This window comes from Streptoverticillium olivoreticuli subsp. olivoreticuli (genome assembly GCF_003391135.1).
Taxonomy (GTDB): Bacteria; Actinomycetota; Actinomycetes; order Streptomycetales; family Streptomycetaceae; genus Streptomyces; species Streptomyces blastmyceticus.
In genome coordinates, this window is sequence record NZ_CP031455.1 from 5,140,725 (window position 1) to 5,156,501 (window position 15,777).

Annotated in this window: 15 protein-coding genes; 9 read left to right on the forward strand and 6 right to left on the reverse strand. The window is 72.3% G+C overall.

The genetic code is table 11. The features are described 5' to 3' along the window. Positions 1–165: 165 nt before the first annotated feature. Both DXZ73_RS22555 and DXZ73_RS40110 read left to right on the forward strand, forming a co-directional pair. A complete protein-coding gene (locus DXZ73_RS22555) occupies positions 166–1,854 on the forward strand; it encodes a GAF domain-containing sensor histidine kinase (RefSeq protein WP_116215773.1) in 1,689 nt (562 codons plus the stop codon). A 104-nt stretch (positions 1,855–1,958) separates the two neighbouring features. Further along, positions 1,959–3,071 carry a M23 family metallopeptidase gene (locus tag DXZ73_RS40110; RefSeq protein ID WP_275898585.1) on the forward strand — a complete coding sequence of 371 codons (1,113 nt, stop codon included), beginning with the start codon at positions 1,959–1,961 and terminating at the stop codon, positions 3,069–3,071. 36 nt (positions 3,072–3,107) lie between these two features. On the opposite strand, the gene DXZ73_RS22565 is transcribed toward DXZ73_RS40110, so the two are convergent. Then, positions 3,108–3,977, reverse strand: coding sequence for a Cof-type HAD-IIB family hydrolase (locus tag DXZ73_RS22565; protein ID WP_116212899.1), 870 nt, complete (start codon positions 3,975–3,977; stop codon positions 3,108–3,110). 149 nt (positions 3,978–4,126) lie between these two features. On the opposite strand from DXZ73_RS22565, the gene DXZ73_RS22570 reads away from it, so the two are divergent. The 3 genes from DXZ73_RS22570 to pspAB all read left to right on the forward strand — a co-directional run bounded on the left by DXZ73_RS22570 (position 4,127) and on the right by pspAB (position 6,688). Continuing rightward, positions 4,127–5,026: an LLM class flavin-dependent oxidoreductase gene (locus tag DXZ73_RS22570; RefSeq protein ID WP_116212900.1), complete on the forward strand. Its 900-nt coding sequence runs from the start codon at positions 4,127–4,129 to the stop codon at positions 5,024–5,026. A gap of 135 nt (positions 5,027–5,161) precedes the next feature. Next, a complete protein-coding gene (gene htpX / locus DXZ73_RS22575) occupies positions 5,162–6,064 on the forward strand; it encodes a zinc metalloprotease HtpX (protein WP_116212901.1) in 903 nt (300 codons plus the stop codon). A 36-nt stretch (positions 6,065–6,100) separates the two neighbouring features. Then, the gene (gene pspAB, locus DXZ73_RS22580) at positions 6,101–6,688 is read left to right on the forward strand and encodes a PspA-associated protein PspAB (RefSeq protein ID WP_116212902.1); all 588 of its coding nucleotides are present in this window, start codon (positions 6,101–6,103) and stop codon (positions 6,686–6,688) included. A 7-nt stretch (positions 6,689–6,695) separates the two neighbouring features. On the opposite strand, the gene DXZ73_RS22585 is transcribed toward pspAB, so the two are convergent. Then, positions 6,696–7,223, reverse strand: a complete 528-nt coding sequence (locus tag DXZ73_RS22585; protein WP_116212903.1) for a PadR family transcriptional regulator — start codon at positions 7,221–7,223, stop codon at positions 6,696–6,698. A 124-nt stretch (positions 7,224–7,347) separates the two neighbouring features. Between DXZ73_RS22585 and DXZ73_RS22590 the strand changes: the two genes are divergently transcribed. Further along, entirely contained in the window at positions 7,348–7,899 is a 552-nt protein-coding gene (locus DXZ73_RS22590; RefSeq protein ID WP_116212904.1) for a hypothetical protein, read from the forward strand. Positions 7,900–7,910: 11 nt separating this feature from the next. Here DXZ73_RS22590 and DXZ73_RS22595 read toward each other — a convergent pair whose 3' ends face one another. Genes DXZ73_RS22595 through DXZ73_RS22610 form a run of 4 tightly spaced genes read right to left on the reverse strand, consistent with a single transcriptional unit; the run spans position 7,911 to position 12,728 of the window. Beyond that, positions 7,911–9,113, reverse strand: a complete 1,203-nt coding sequence (locus DXZ73_RS22595; protein WP_425315856.1) for a MerR family transcriptional regulator — start codon at positions 9,111–9,113, stop codon at positions 7,911–7,913. A gap of 11 nt (positions 9,114–9,124) precedes the next feature. Then, positions 9,125–10,039, reverse strand: coding sequence for a metal-dependent hydrolase (locus DXZ73_RS22600; RefSeq protein WP_116212905.1), 915 nt, complete (start codon positions 10,037–10,039; stop codon positions 9,125–9,127). 23 nt (positions 10,040–10,062) lie between these two features. Further along, on the reverse strand, positions 10,063–11,883 hold the full coding sequence (locus tag DXZ73_RS22605; protein ID WP_116212906.1) for an SDR family oxidoreductase: 1,821 nt from the start codon (positions 11,881–11,883) through the stop codon (positions 10,063–10,065). Then, entirely contained in the window at positions 11,880–12,728 is an 849-nt protein-coding gene (locus DXZ73_RS22610) for a M24 family metallopeptidase (protein WP_116212907.1), read from the reverse strand. The genes DXZ73_RS22605 and DXZ73_RS22610 overlap by 4 nt, the downstream gene beginning before the upstream one ends. A gap of 267 nt (positions 12,729–12,995) precedes the next feature. Here DXZ73_RS22610 and DXZ73_RS22615 point away from each other — a divergent pair, with 267 nt between their 5' ends. The 3 genes from DXZ73_RS22615 to DXZ73_RS22625 are packed head-to-tail and all read left to right on the forward strand — an operon-like array spanning position 12,996 to position 15,776. Continuing rightward, positions 12,996–13,979, forward strand: coding sequence for an ABC transporter ATP-binding protein (locus DXZ73_RS22615; RefSeq protein WP_240351439.1), 984 nt, complete (start codon positions 12,996–12,998; stop codon positions 13,977–13,979). Then, a complete protein-coding gene (locus tag DXZ73_RS22620) occupies positions 13,969–14,868 on the forward strand; it encodes an ABC transporter permease subunit (RefSeq protein ID WP_116212909.1) in 900 nt (299 codons plus the stop codon). Before DXZ73_RS22615 ends, DXZ73_RS22620 begins: the two co-directional genes overlap by 11 nt. Then, positions 14,865–15,776 carry an ABC transporter ATP-binding protein gene (locus DXZ73_RS22625; protein WP_116212910.1) on the forward strand — a complete coding sequence of 304 codons (912 nt, stop codon included), beginning with the start codon at positions 14,865–14,867 and terminating at the stop codon, positions 15,774–15,776. The genes DXZ73_RS22620 and DXZ73_RS22625 overlap by 4 nt, the downstream gene beginning before the upstream one ends. The last annotated feature ends 1 nt before the right edge of the window (position 15,777 follow it).

The following is a 15,777-nucleotide window of genomic DNA, read 5'->3' on the forward strand; positions in this document are numbered from 1 at the left end:
TCGGGGCGAGATACCACTCGTGGCCGCTTTCCATGACAAATAGTGCTTATTAGTCTCAGGGGTATGGCAGCCACGGCAGAACCCTCCGGCCCGCGGGACCCCGCCGGCCCGGCCGGCGCACCGGCGCCGCGGGACGCGCGCGGGGCGGAGGACGCGCAGCGCCCGATGGACCCGCTGGCCATCGCCACCGAGGCCACCCGCAGCCTCCAGGGGATGTCCATCGAGCTGACCGCGCGCGTGCCGCAGCTGCTCGAAGCCATGCGTTCGGTGGGCACCGGCCTGGAACTGCACACCACGCTCGACCGGATCGCCGAGACCGCCGCCGAGCTGGCCGACGCCCGCTACGCCGCCATCGGTGTCATCGACTCCACCGGGGAAGGGCTGGCCGACTTCATCACCCACGGGGTCACCGAGGAACAGCACGCGCGCATCGGGGCCCTGCCCGACGGCCACCACGGGCTGCTGGGCGCGCTCATCCACACGCCCGCGCCGGTGATGCTCTCCGACCTGGCGTCCGACCCCCGGTCGGCCGGCTTCCCGCCGGAACACCCGCCGATGCGCAACTTCCTGGGGGTGCCCATCCAGGTGGAGGGGGAGATCTTCGGCAATCTCTACCTCACCGAGAAGCGCGACGGCGGGGAGTTCAGCCTCGCGGACCTCAACATGGTGAAGATCCTCGCGACCGAGGCGGGCATCGCGATCGGCAACGCGCGCGTGTACGACGAGGGCCGCCAGCGGATGCGCTGGATCGACGGTTCGGTGGCCGTGACCACGGCCCTGCTGTCCGCCAGTGACGCCGAGGACGCCCTGTCCGTCGTCGCCGAACAGGCGCGCAGGCTCGCGGACTCGGCGGCGGGCATCGTGCTGCTGCCGGACGGCGAGGGCGGGCTGGAGATGGTGGCCGTCTCCGCCGACGACCCCACCGGGCTGCTGGGTACGGTGATGCCGCCGCACAGCCCCGTCGTGTCCCATCTGCTCGCGGGCGAACCGGTGTTCATCGACGACTCCGCCACCGACCCGCGCATGATCACGGGGGTGGCCCCCCGCTTCGGGCCGAGCATGCTGCTGCCGCTCAAGAGCGGTGACCGGGTGCTCGGCACGCTCGCGACGCCACGCGCGCGTGGAGCGCGCAGGTTCACCGGGACGGAGCGCACGCTCGCCGCCCAGTTCGCCGCGCAGGCCGCTCTCGCGCTCGTCCTGGCCGAGGCGCAGCGCGACCGGGAACGGCTCGCCGTCTACGAGGACCGCGACCGGATCGCCAGGGATCTGCACGACCTGGTGATCCAGCGGCTGTTCGCCACCGGTCTGATGCTGGAGAGCGCGCAGCGCAACGCCGTGGTGCCCGACGTGCGGACGAAGGTCGGCCAGGCCGTCGACCAGCTGGACGTGACCATCCAGGAGATCCGTACGGCCATCTTCGCGCTCCAGCAGGGCCCCGCGGAGGCGCCGGCGGGACTGCGCACGCGGGTGCTCAGGGAGCTCGGCACGGCCGCCGTCCCGCTCGGCTTCCAGCCTTCCGCGAACTTCGTCGGACCGGTCGACGCGAAGGTCGGCGAGCTCACCGGCAAGAACCTCGTCGCCGCGCTGCGTGAAGCGCTGTCCAACGCCTTCCGGCACGCGCGGGCGTCCCGCATGGAGGTCGTCGTCGACGCCACGGTCCGGCTGCCGGACGGCAGGGACGCGGTGCGGCTCACGGTCGCCGACGACGGGGTCGGCATCCCCGAGGGCGGGCGGCGCAGCGGGCTGCGCAACCTCGCCAAGCGGGCCGAATCGCTGGGCGGCTCCAGCTCGTACGGGCCGGGGCTGGGGGAGGACGGGGCCGGTACGCGGGTGGTGTGGGAAGCGCCCTTGTAGAAGGCGCGTCCGGGCTTCCCGCGGTCACCCTGTGGCGCTCCCGCGTCCTCCGATCGGCCCTTCAGCGGGCGCGCGCGGCCGGGGTGCGGGACACGATCGAGTTCATGCGACATCTGTACCGTCCGGGCCGCATATCCCGCGGACCGCGGATATCCATCGACCGCTTGCTCTGTGTGCTGTGCGCGCTCTGCGCGCTGGTCTGGCCGCCGTTCGGCTCCGGCGCTTCGGCGGCGGGCAGGACCCCCCACAGGATCACCCGTGTCACGTCCGAGGTGTTCCGGCTCGCCGAGGAGGCGGGAGACGTCAAGCAGCGGTACGAGCGGGCGGAGCGCTCGGCCAGGGAGCAGAAGGCGCGGGCCGAGGAGCTCGACCGGATGCTGCGGGGGCGCAAGGTGGTCACGGCGGCACTGCGCGACGACGCGGGAGCGGCCGCCCGCGCGCAGTACCGCACCGGTGGCTTCACCATCGGGGACGGCGCGGAGGACGTCGAGGACCCGATCGAACTGCTGGAGCGCCAGGAGCCCGCTGTACGCCGCAGGGCCGCGCTGGGGCGGCTGCTGGACGAGGACGGCCGCATGGTCGGGAAGCTGGCCGCGGAGAGGCAGGCCCTGGCGGCGTCCCGGCCCGTGCTGGAGAGCGACAGCGCGCGGCTGAAGGCGGCGCAGCACTCGCTCACGACCCGTCTCGCGGCCGCCCGGGACCAGTTGAACGCCATGTCCCAGACGGCCGTCGAGAGCGGCCGCTGCGAGCCGCTGGACGTGGAGGACGTACGGGGCGGCGACGTCGCCGCGCGGGCGGCGGGGGATCCTCGCGAGGAGTGGACCCGGCCCGTGGTGTCGTACGAGCTCTCGGCCGGTTTCGGCGGCACCGGTGCGAACTGGGCGAACGGTCACACGGGACAGGACTTCGCGGTGCCCGTCGGCACACCGGTGCGCTCGGTCGGCGCGGGGACGGTCGTGGCCGCCGGGTGCGGCGGCGCCTTCGGCATCAGCCTGGTGGTCCAGCACGAAGGCGGCTGGTACTCGCAGTACGCGCACCTGTCGGCGTCGCTGGTCACACCGGGCCAGCAGGTGCGTGCCGGGCAGTGGATCGGGCTGGCGGGGACGACGGGCAACTCCACCGGCCCGCACCTGCACTTCGAGATCCGCACGACGCCCGAGTTCGGGTCGGCGGTCGACCCGGTGGAGTGGCTGAACGCGCACGGCGTGCGGGTGTAGGCGGCGACGGCACGGTGGCGCGGTCGCCGCCGGGGCTCACGGGGTGCGGGCGCGCAGGAGCTGCTCGATGACCGCGGCGACGCCGTCTTCGGTGTTGGCGGCGGTGTGGCACGCGGTCGCGGCGAGGACCTCGGGGTGCGCGTTGGCCATCGCGTACGCGGTGCCGGCCCAGTCGAGCATCTCCAGGTCGTTGGGCATGTCGCCGAACGCCACGACCTCCTCGGGCGCGATGCCGCGCTCGGCGCAACACCGGGCGAGCGTACTGGCCTTGCTGATCCCGAGGCCGCTTATCTCCAGCAGGGCGGTCGGGCTGGAACGGGTGAACTCGCCGTGCGCGCCGCCCGCTTCCCGGGCGACGGCCAGGAACTCGTCGGGTTCCAGCTCGGGGTGGTGGGCGAGCAGCTTGAGGATGGGGTCGGTGTAGCCGGCGTCCTCGGCGAGCAGCTTCTCGGCGGGGCCGATGACCGCGCCCGGATCGAGGAAGAAGGGCGGGTACGCGGGCTCGTAGTGGATGCCCTCGGTGCGCTCCACGGCGAACGAGGTGCCCGGGGCGGCGGCACGCAGCGCGTGCACCACGGCGAGGGCGTCGGTGCGCTCCAGCGGGCGGACCTCGACGAAGCGGGCGCCGTCGTGCAGGTCGACGACGGCGGCGCCGTTCGCGCAGATCGCCAGCCCGTGGCCGTGCACATGGTCACGGACGACGTCCATCCACCGGGCCGGCCGCCCGGTGACGAAGAAGACCTCGATGCCCGCCGCCTCGGCCGCGGCGAGGGCCGCGACCGTACGCTCGGAGACCGTCTTGTCGTCGCGCAGGAGGGTGCCGTCGAGGTCGGTGGCGATCAGCCGGGGGAAGACGGCTGGGCGGAGGACTGCCGGGGTCTCGGGCTGCTCGATAGCTGAAGTCACGGCTCCATTCTCGTCCACGGACGGCAGGTGTCGCACAGGCGTGCGCCGGGGGGCCCGCCCGGGCACCGGTGACCGGCGGCCGCCGCGTACGCCGGATCACGTGCCGGAGGCATGGGTCTTTGTCATACCCAGCGCTTAGGCTCGGTGGCATGCGACTGAGCACCGTGATCCTTCCCGACCGCCGCTGGTCCGAGGGCGGCCGTGAGACGTGGCAGCGAGCCGAGGAACTGGGCTTCCACACCGCCTACACCTACGACCACCTCTCGTGGCGCACCTTCCGGGACGGGCCGTGGTTCGGCGCCGTGCCGACGCTGACGGCGGCCGCGACCGTGACCTCGCGGATGCGGCTCGGCACGCTCGTCACCTCCCCCAACTTCCGGCACCCGGTGACGCTCGCCAAGGAGCTCATCTCCCTGGACGACATCTCCGGCGGGCGCCTCACGCTGGGCATAGGCGCCGGTGGCTCCGGTTTCGACGCCACCGCGCTGCTCAAGGACGGCCAGGAGCCGTGGACCCCGCGCGAGCGCGCCGACCGCTTCGCCGAGTTCGTGCCGCTGCTGGACCGGCTCCTGACCCAGGACGTCGTCTCGTACGAGGGGGAGCACTACTCCGCGTCCGAGGTGCGCAACATCCCGGGCTGTGTGCAGCGGCCCCGGCTGCCCTTCGCCGTGGCCGCCACCGGCCCGCGCGGCCTCAGGCTCGCCGCCCGCCACGGGCAGGCGTGGGTGACCACGGGGGACCCGAAGCTGTTCGAGACGGGCACGCCGGAGGAGTCCCGGGCGGCCGTCGCCGGGCAGATCCAGCGCCTCGGGAAGGCCTGCGCCGAGATCGACCGCGACCCCGCGGACCTCCACAAGATCATGCTCACGGGCTTCACCCCGGACCGGCCGCTGGACTCCTTCGACGCCTTCGTCGACTTCGCGGGCTCGCACGCCGAGCTGGGCATCGACGAGATCGTGGTGCACTGGCCGATCGCCGATTCGGTCTTCGCCGCCGATCTCGCGGTCTTCGAGAAGATCGCGACGGACGGGCTCGCGCAGCTCTCCTGAGCGTGGTGCGGCGGTCGGTCGGGCCGTGGCGATCGTCGCGCTTTCTTTACCCCGCGCACAGCTGGTGAGGGAGGAGAATCGGGAGCAGAGGCACTCACTGGGGGCGCACATCGCGCTGAGCCTTGGAGGTACCCCATGCCACGGACCCGATTCGCTCCCGACCGGGGGCTGACCACCCGCATGGTGAGCACGATGTTCTTCATCGGGCTGCTCTACGTCGTCTTCGTGGGCGTGCTGGTGGTGCTGCTGCGCGGGGCCTGGCCGATCGTCCTGATCCTCGCGGGCGGCATGTTCATCGCCCAGTTCTGGTTCAGCGACCGGATCGCCGCCTTCAGCATGGGCGCGCGCGAGGTCACCCCGCAGGAGGCGCCCGAGCTGCACGGCGCCGTCGACCGGCTGTGCGCGCTCGCGGACATGCCCAAGCCGCGGGTGGCCATCGCCGACAGCGACGTGCCGAACGCGTTCGCCACCGGGCGCAACCAGAAGAACGCCCTGGTGTGCGCGACGACCGGCCTGCTGCGCAGGCTGGAGCCCGAGGAGCTGGAGGGCGTGCTCGCCCATGAGCTCTCCCATGTCGCGCACCGCGACGTGGCCGTGATGACCATCGCGTCGTTCCTGGGCGTGCTGGCCGGGATCATCACCCGCATCGGGCTGTGGGGCGGCTTCCGCCGGGCGGGCGGCCGCGATCAGAACACCGCCCTCCTGATGGTGCTGATCCCGCTGGTCAGCGCGGTCGTCTATGCCATCAGCTTCCTGCTCACGCGGCTGCTGTCCCGCTACCGCGAGCTGTCCGCCGACCGCGCGGGCGCCCTGCTGACGGGCAGGCCCTCGGCGCTGGCGTCGGCACTCACCAAGGTCACCGGGCAGATGGCGCAGATCCCGACGCGCGATCTGCGGCAGGCCGAGCCGTTCAACGCCTTCTACTTCGCGCCCGCCTTCTCCAAGGGCAGCATGAGCCGCCTGCTGTCCTCGCACCCGACGCTGGAGCAGCGGCTGGACCAGCTCGGCCGGATCTCGGCACAGCTCGGCCGCGCCTGAGCGCGCCGTACGCCCCCGGAAAAGGAGCTTCCGCCCGTGGGATTCCTGGATGCCATCCTCGGCCGCAGCAAGCCGGTCCGCCCGGACCTCGACCAGCTCTTCGCGCTGCCGTCCGCCGCCGTCACCCTCCAGGCCGGGGCCGGCTTCACCCCGACGGGGCTGGGCTCGGTGTGCTTCGCGAGCGTGGAGGGCGGCGCGTTCACCCGGCTCCAGCAGGACGTGCGGGAGCTGCTGGACGCCGATACGGAGCGGGGCGGGGCGCCCGTGGAGTTCAGCCAGGACGGCTACGGCTACACGTGGCTGCTCGCGCGGCAGCCGGCCGACGACGTGGCGGGCCTGGTCAATGACCTGCACGCCGTCAACACCCTGCTCCAGGAAGGCGGTTTCGGACCGCAGCTGCTCTGCTCGCTGCTGGGCTTCCGGGACGCGGGAGGGCGCTCGCTGGCCCTTGTCTATCTCTACAAGCGCGGCACCTTCTACCCCTTCGCTCCGGTGCCGGGCGGGGGAGACAAGCGGGACAACGGCCTGGAGCTCCAGGTCCGGGCACTGCTGGGGAACGACCTCCGGATCGAGGAGGACCTGGCCCGGTGGTTCCCCGTGTGGGGTGCGCCCGGACTGAACTGACGGGTCGTCACTTGCCGTCCGTGGCGCCGATCTCACCGGCCGCCCAGCGGGCCCACTCCTCGCGCATGGCGGTGAAGCGCAGCCCGTACTCCAGGGTCAGCCGCCCGTTCACCGACAGGGGGTCGTCGCCCCAGTCGATCTTCTTCTCCAGCTCCTCCAGCGCGCCGCGCTGCCCGGCGGCGCGGTCCGCCTCGCCGAGGAGGTAGGCCGTCGCCTCCAGCGGCGTGAGGTGGTTGAGGAAGAAGACGCGCAGCAGTGCGTCGCTCCGGCGGGCAGGCGGCGGGTCGGACTCGGTGAGCCAGTGGTGCAGCTCGGCGCGGCCCGCCTCGGTGATGGCGTATTCCTTGCGGCCCCGGGGGCCCTCCGCCGCGACCTCCAGCAGGCCGCTCTTCGTGAGCTTGCCCAGCTCGCCGTAGACCTGGCTCTGGGTGGCAGGCCAGACGCTGCTGAGAGAGGTCTCGAACCGCTTCATCAGGTCGTACCCACTGGCCGGCCGGTTGGCCAGCAGGCCCAGCATCGCGTGTCTCAGGCTCATGACTTCACCCTACCTTCCAGGAGTGACCCGTCAAGGCTGGACCTTCCACTAGTGACATGTCATAGTTGGAACATCGGTTGGGCGGCCAACCGGGGGGTGCACCGCATCGGCTGAGGGGATCTTCATGAACTATCTGCGTGGCTTCATTCCCTGGATCGCGTTCGCGGTCGTCTCGTCCTTCGGCTGGCAGTGGGGCGCGGCCACCGGGCTGCTCGTGGGTGCCGTGCTGCTGTTCAAGGACCACAAGGCGGGGGTGGCCGGCGAGTCGCTGATCCTGGAGCGCAGCACGGTCCTCTTCTTCGCCGCGTTCACGGCGCTGGCCTTCGCCCTCCCTCACAGCGGGCTGCGGCACTTCGGCGGTGCCCTGTCGCTGGGCTGGCTCGCCCTCACCGCCTGGGCCACGCTGATGGTCGGGCGGCCCTTCACCACCGGGATAGCCAAGCGGCAGGCGCCGCCCGAGGTCTGGGACAGCCCGGTCTTCCGCCGGATCAATGTCGTGATCACCGCCGTGTGGGCCGGTGCTTTCACCCTGACCGCCCTCGCCCTGGCCGGGGTCTCGGCCGCCGGGCTCGGCAGCGGGGTGTCGATCCCGGTCCAGGTCGCCGGATTCGTCCTGCCGGCGGTGTTCACGGCTCGCTACCCCGACCGGGTCCGCGCCCGGCTCATGGCCCGCTGACGCCGGCGGCCTCAGTCGCGGGGGAGCAGGGCGTCCATGGTCCGGGCCTGCACCTCCCGCTCCGCGGCGGCGGCGACGAAGGCCGCGACATGCTCCGCCCCGACGAGCTCCCGCACGGCTTCGAGGGTGCGCGCGGGCAACTCAAGGGGTTGGCAGGGAGGTTGGGCCGCACTGGTGAGTGTGCGGGAGGCTGCCGGGAGAGCTTGGGAGCCGGGGTCCGGGGCGGAGTTCCGGTTCGGGGAGGGGAGGGGTAGGGAAAGATCCACCAGGCCGACGACGGCGGCGTCCCCGACCGGACCCACCGGAAGCTCACCCCCCGCGTCCCCGCCCAGGCGGTGGCGGAGATGGCGCGTGGCCAACTCCCGCATCGCCCGCGCCAGCTCCGCGTCCACGGTCTGCTGGGCCAGCGGTCGCAACCGGCGGACCAGAGCGGCTGCTTCGGCCGCTTCCTCGTCGGTCGGCGGATGGTCCAGGAACTGGTCGAAGACGTGCTCGGTGGTGAAGTCGAGGAAGCGCGCGGCGATGTGCTCGACGTGGGTGCGCAGTTCGCGCAGATGGCCGGAGATGGCGGGCAGCGGCACCCCGGCGAGGTGGAGCTCGGCCGCGACGGCCAGTTCGCGGGGGCTCGGCACGAGGAACTCGTCCGGCGCGTCCGGGAGGGGCACCAGCACCCCCAGCCGTACGGCCTCGGTGACGGACTCGTCGTCCTGGGCGCCGCCGAACCGCTCGTGCAGGGCCGCTCGCGTGATCCGTTCGGCCCGCTCGTCGGACCAGGGCCCGTCGACCTCGGCGACCAGCCCCAGGACCCCGCCGAGGCCACGGCCCGCGTCCCAGGCGTCCAGGAGTTCCTTGATGCTGGCCAGCGTGTAGCCGCGGTCGAGGAGACCGGCGATCTGGTGGAGCCGGGCCAGATGGGCCTCCCCGTAGACGTTGGCCCGGCCGCGCCGCTCGGGGCGGGGGAACAGCCCGCGGTCCTGGTAGGCGCGGATCGTGCGGACGGTGGCCCCGCTGCGGTGGGCGAGATCCTCGATCCGGTACTCGCCGGGCGCCCGCCCGGGCCGTGCCGCGGGGTGGGCCCGTCCGGACGCCGGCCGGGGGGCCGGCTCAGGCGTCACCGGTCCAGGTGCCGGGCCCGGGCCCGGGCCCGGCACCGGCTCGGGTTCCGGCATCCGCTGTGCCTCCCGCTTCGGCCTCCGTACGCGCTTCGTGGTCACAGGGGCACTCCTTACGAGATGGCCGCACGACCGATCGCGCCCGCCGCGGACCGTGCCGCGGGTGAGGTCGCCAGATACTCGACGGCCCGGCGCAGCGATCCCTCCTGCGAGGGATGGTACGACCGCCGCAGGTATCGGGGCACGGCCGATCCGAGCTCCCGCCAGCTGGGCAGCAGGCCCTTGGCCACGGCCTTGTTGTGCTCGCGCAGCGAGTAGCGCAGCCTTCCCGCGAGCTGGGGGTCGTGCCGCATCAGATAGGTGGTGCCCCACCCCCAGAGGTGGAAGAGCATGGGGGCGGTGAAGGCCATGCCCAGGACCCGGCGGGCGTAGCGCCCGGCCTCGGCCCCTCCGCAGTGTTCGTACATGTCGAAGGCCACCGAGCGGTGCTCGACCTCCTCCGCGCCGTGCCAGCGGAGCAGGTCGAGCATCACGGGGTCGGGATCGGCCCGGTCCAGGCCCTCGGCCTGCAGCACCCAGTTGCCCAGCACGGCGGTGAACTGCTCGATGGCGGCGATCAGCGAGAGCCGGAAGCGCAGCCACTCCCGGTCGGACACCGGGAGGCCGAGCGGCGGCCGGTCGCCGAGCAGCGTGTCGAAGAGGAAGTCGACGTGCCGGGTGTAGGGCCCGGTGTCCAGGCCCTGTCCGGCCAGGTGGCCGAGCACATAGGCGTGTTGGACGCTGTGCGTGGCCTCCTGCCCCATGAAGCCCTTGACGTCCTTGAGGAGCGCCTCGTCCCGCACGAGCGGCAGGGCCTCCTTGAACACCTTGACGAACCACCGCTCCCCGGCGGGCAGCAGCAGGTGCAGGACGTTGATGACATGGGTGGCGGTGGGTTCGTCCGGGATCCAGTGCAGTGGCGTCTCGTCCCAGTCGAAGGCGACGCGCCGCGGGGCTATCGGGTGGCCGCCGGGGTGACCGTGGTTCATCTCTGCTCCTCTGCGGGCTTCCGCTACAGCGGTGGGTCGATCCGCGCGATGGCGCGCAGCACCCGCGGTGCGAATCGGGACATGAGGTGGGCGCCGTGCGCCTCGGGGGCCACGGGGACGACGGCCTGATTGCGCAGGACGGAGCGCAGGATGGCGTCGGCGACCTTCTCGGGTGGGTAGTTGCGCCTGCCGTACGCCCGGGTCGCCTTCTTCCGGAGGCGCTGCTGCTCCTCCTCCGGGACACCGGTGAAGCGTGTGGTCCCTGTGATGTTGGTGTTGACCAGGCCGGGGCAGATCGCGGTGACCCCGATCCCCTGTCCGGCCAGCTCGGCGCGGAGGCTCTGGCTGAGCATCAGCACGGCCGCCTTGGAGGTGCCGTAGGCCGAGAGCGCCCTGGAGGGCTGGAAGGCCGCGGCGGAGGCGGTGTTGACGATGTGGCCGCCCTGGCCGCGCTCGGCCATCTGCCTGCCGAAGATCCGGCAGCCGTGGATGACGCCCCACAGGTTGACGTCGAGGACCTTCCGCCAGTCCTCCGTGGAGGTGTCCATGAACGGCCCTGCCAGGCCGATGCCTGCGTTGTTGACCAGCACGTCCACCACGCCGTACTCGGCGGCGACCTTCGCGGCCAGCTTCTCCATCGCCTGTTCGTCCGCGACGTCGGCGCACTCGCCCCAGGCCCCGGGTGCGCCGAGCAGCCGTGCCAGCTCGGCCGTGCGGGCGGCGCCCTCCGCGTCCCGGTCGACCGCGACGACCCGCGCGCCCGCCTCCGCGAAGGCGAACGCGGTGGCCCGGCCGATGCCGCTGGCCGCGCCGGTCACCAGCACCAGCCGGCCGCCGAACGCCTGGGCGTAGGGGCTGTTGTCCACGGCCCTGTGCGCCCCGCGCACTCCCGCGCCCCGGGCCCCGGCGGTGCCCACCGCCTCCGTGCCGCCCCGCTCGTGGGCGGTCACGAACTCGGCGATCCAGGCGGCGAGTTGATCGGGCCGGGTGCGCGGCACCCAGTGTTTGGCGGCCAGGGTGTGCCGGACGAGGCCCGGCGCCCACTCGTCCAGGTCGTCGTAGAGCCGCACGGACAGGAAGGCGTCGCCGGTCGGGGTGATCAGCTGCACCGGCGCATGGGCGTAGGCGTCCGTACGCGGCCTGCGCAGGCGGGACCGGACGTTGTCGCGGTACAGCCACGCGCCGTGCGCGGCGTCCTTGGGGAGCGAAGCCGTCGGATAGGCGCCGGAGGGAACCTTCTCCGAGCGCTCCAGGATCTTCGGCCACTGCTTCATGAGCGGCCCCCGCATCAGCGCCTCGGGCAGGACCGGGGTGTGCAGCGCCGATACGTACCAGGACCGGGCCCCTTGGCCGAGCAGCTGGGCCACGCGGCGCGGGGTCGGCCGGGTGGCGCGCTTCCTGATCCAGAGGGCGAGGTGGTCGAGGCCCGGTCCGGAGACGGAGGTGAAGGAGGCGATGCGGCCCTCGGCGCGCGGCACGGTCACGAACTCCCAGCCCTGCACGGACCCCCAGTCGTGCCCGACCACATGCACGGGGGCGTCCGGACTCACCGCGTCCGCGACCGCCAGGAAGTCGTCCGTGAGCTTCTCCAGCGTGAACCCGCCCCGTAGGGGCCGCGGCGCCGTGGAGCGCCCGCAGCCCCGTACGTCGTACAGCACCACGTGGAAGCGGTCCCGCAGCCGCCCGGCCACCGCCGACCAGACCTCCTTGCTGTCCGGATAGCCGTGCAGCAGCACCACCGTGGGCCGCTCGGCGTCCCCCAGCTCGGCGACGCACAGCTCGATCCCGCCCGTGCGGACCCGGCGCTCCCGCGCGCCTTCGAGTCCGGTGCCGTGTCCGGTCATGCGGCCATCTCCCCCTGCGCGCGCCGCACATGCGGCAGATCGTCGTCGAGCCAGAAGGCGCTCTCCTCGGGATCCCGGGAGTCGGTGACCACCAGGAGCTCCTCGAACTTCGCGCCGGTGCCACGGAAGCCGATGTGGGGCTCGACCGCCCACAGGCCCGGCCGGGGCGGGTGATCGGAGAAGCGGTGCGGGCTCCACAGCGGTGACCAGCCCTCCCGGTGCCCCCGGACGGCGTCGGACGCCAGCCCCTTCAACGCCTGGGTGCCGAACCCGAAGAGATGCGGGGACCAGCGGCGCTCCCGTACGCGGTCCACCTTGTGCGCGATCACCCCGAAGGGATACGCGCGATGCCTGTTGGTGTAGCCCTGGCGGGCCATGAGCCGGTCCACGTCCTCGTAGATCTCCCGCAGGGGGCGCCGCTCGCGCACCTCGCGCAGGATCAGCTCCCGGTGAGCGAGCAGATCCGACATCATCCGGTCGTGCAGCGGATCGGGCCCCAGGCAGCCCGAATAGCCGATGTCGGAGGTGAAGCCGCCGTGCACCGGGGCCATGTCGAGGATGAAGGGCATCCCCGGCTCCAGCCGGCGGTCCGTCGGGAAGAACTGGAGCGGCACCCGGAACCCCACGAACGCCGTCCGGTCCCCGAACCACGCGAAGGGCAGGTGGAACCAGTCCCGCACGCCGCGCCCGCGCAGCCACTCCCGCTGCATCCGCGCCGCCTCGCGCTCGGTCACCCCCGGTCTCAGCTGTGCGGCGACCGCTTCCGCGCATTCGTACGCGAGGCGCTGCACCTGCCTGAACCCCCGCAATTCCTCGGTGAGTCCACGAGCCACTGCCGATGCCATCGTCAACCGTCCGTCCCGCCTGCCCGGGCCCCCGGACAGCAGCCGGAGGAGCGTCCGCAACTTGACACTGATGAATGTGACAATGCTCCGCGGCCACGTCAAGACTTGTGCACGACCTGTGGATAACTTTCGGTAACCCCCGCGTCCGGGGTCCCCGGCCGCCCCCGTCACCCCCGCCCCCCTACGGGCGGGTCAGACCCGAGGACTACACGCATCCCCTCATCTGGTCTGACGACTGCTGTGGCGCGCGCCACTAACGTCGAAGGCGTGACTGTGATCGCTACCGAAAGCCTCAGCAAGCGGTTCCCCCGGGTGACCGCGCTCGACCGGCTGTCCGTCGACATCACGCCGGGCGTGACCGGCCTGGTGGGTGCCAACGGAGCCGGCAAGTCCACGCTGATCAAGATCCTGCTCGGCCTGTCCCCGGCCACCGAGGGCCGCGCCACCGTGCTCGGCCTCGACGTCGCGACCGAGGGCGGCGCCATCCGGGAGCGGGTCGGCTATATGCCCGAGCACGACTGCCTGCCGCCGGACGTGTCGGCGACCGAGTTCGTCGTCCACATGGCGCGGATGTCCGGGCTGCCCGCCACCGCCGCCCGCGAGCGCACCGCCGACACCCTGCGCCACGTGGGGCTCTACGAGGAGCGGTACCGCCCCATCGGCGGCTATTCGACGGGCATGAAGCAGCGGGTGAAGCTGGCCCAGGCGCTCGTCCACGACCCCCAGCTGGTGCTGCTGGACGAGCCGACCAACGGCCTCGACCCGGTCGGCCGCGACGAGATGCTCGCCCTGATCCGCCGCGTGCACACCGACTTCGGTATCTCGGTCCTGGTCACCTCCCACCTGCTCGGCGAGCTGGAGCGCACCTGCGACCAGGTCGTCGTCATCGACGGCGGCAAACTGCTGCGGTCCTCCTCCACCGCCGAGTTCACCCAGGCCACGGGCTCCCTCGCGGTCGAGGTCACGGACTCCGACGCGTGCCCGGACGGCACCGCCGCCCTCATCGGGGCGCTGGCCGCGGCCGGTCTGACCGTCCAGCCCGTGGGCCGCGCCGCCGAGTTCGCCGCGGCCGGCTCCGGCCACGTCGTCCTGGTGGACGTCACCGGCGACGACACCTACGACACCGTGCGCGACGCGGTGACCGACCTCGGCCTCGGTCTGGTCCGCATGGAACAGCGCAGGCACCGCATCGCGGAGGTCTTCCAGACCGCCGACAGCGCACACGAAAGGGGCAGCTCCGATGCCGCCTGAGAGCCTCACGGCGCCCGCCCAGGACGTCATCCACAACATCGGCTACCGCAACTACTCCGGAGCCCGCCTCGGCCGCGCCTACGCCCGCCGCTCGCTCTTCTCGCAGAGCCTGCGCGGCGCGTACGGCCTCGGGCGCTCGACGAAGTCCAAGGTCCTGCCGATGACCCTCTTCGGGGTGATGTGCGCCCCCGCCGCCATCATGGTCGCCGTCGCCGTGGCGACGAAGGCGACCAAACTGCCGCTGGAGTACACGCGTTACGCGATCGTCCTCCAGGCGGTCATCGGCCTCTACCTCGCCGCCCAGGCCCCGCAGTCCGTCTCGCGCGACCTGCGCTTCAAGTCGATCCCGCTCTACTTCTCCCGCCCGATCGAACGCGTCGACTATGTGGTGGCCAAGTTCGCCGCCATGGCCTCGGCCCTGTTCCTCCTCACCGCCGCTCCCCTGCTGATCCTCTACGTGGGCGCCCTGCTCGCCAAGCTGGACTTCGCCACGCAGACGGAGGGCTTCGCGCAAGGACTGGTCTCCGTCGTGCTGCTGTCCCTCCTCTTCGCCGGCCTCGGCCTGGTGGTCGCCGCCGTCACCCCGCGCCGCGGCTTCGGGGTCGCCGCCGTCATCGCCGTGCTGACGATCTCCTACGGCGCGGTCAGCACCGTGCAGGGCATCGCCCTCGCCCGTGACAACACCGACGCGATCGGCTGGATCGGCCTGTTCTCGCCGATCACGCTGATCGACGGGGTGCAGACGGCGTTCCTCTCCGCCACGTCCGCCTTCCCCGGCGGCAACGGCCCCGGCACCGGAGCCGGCGTCGTCTACGTCGTCGTCCTGCTCGCGCTGATCGCCGGATCCTTCGGGCTGCTCATGCGCCGCTACCGAAAGGTCGGGCTGTGACAGTCCTCCACATCGACAACGTCTCCCGCTGGTTCGGCAACGTGGTCGCCGTCAACGACGTCTCCATGACCGTCGGCCCCGGCGTCACCGGCCTGCTCGGCCCCAACGGCGCCGGGAAGTCCACCCTCATCAACATGATGGGCGGCTTCCTCGCGCCCTCCACCGGCACGGTCACCCTCGACGGGGCGACCATCTGGCGCAACGAGCAGGTCTACCGCCACATCGGCATCGTCCCCGAGCGCGAGGCGATGTACGACTTCCTCACCGGCCTGGAGTTCGTCCGCGCCAACGCCGAGCTGCACGGCCTGGGTGCCAAGGAGGCCCAACGGGCGCTCGCCACGGTCGAGATGGAGTATGCGCAGGACCGCAGGATCGACACGTACAGCAAGGGCATGCGCCAGCGGGTGAAGATGGCCTCCGCGCTCGTCCACGAGCCGGCCGTGCTCCTCCTCGACGAGCCGTTCAACGGCATGGACCCGCGCCAGCGCATGCAACTGATGGAGCTGCTGCGCCAGATGGGCGCGCAGGGCCGCACCGTGCTGTTCTCCTCCCACATCCTCGAAGAGGTCGAGCAGCTCGCCGCCCACATCGAGGTCGTCGTCGCGGGCCGGCACGCGGCCTCCGGCGACTTCCGCAAGATCCGCCGGCTGATGACGGACCGGCCGCACCGCTATCTCGTGCGCTCCAGCGACGACCGGGCCCTGGCCGCCGCCCTCATCGCCGACCCGTCGACCTCGGGCATCGAGGTGGACGTCCACGAAGGCGCCCTGCGCGTCCAGGCGGTCGACTTCGACCGCTTCACCACCCTGCTGCCGCGGCTCGCCCGCGCGCACGGCATCCGGCTCCTGACGGTCTCGCCCTCGGACGAGTCCCTGGAATCGGTCTTCTCCTATCTCGTAGCGGCCTGAA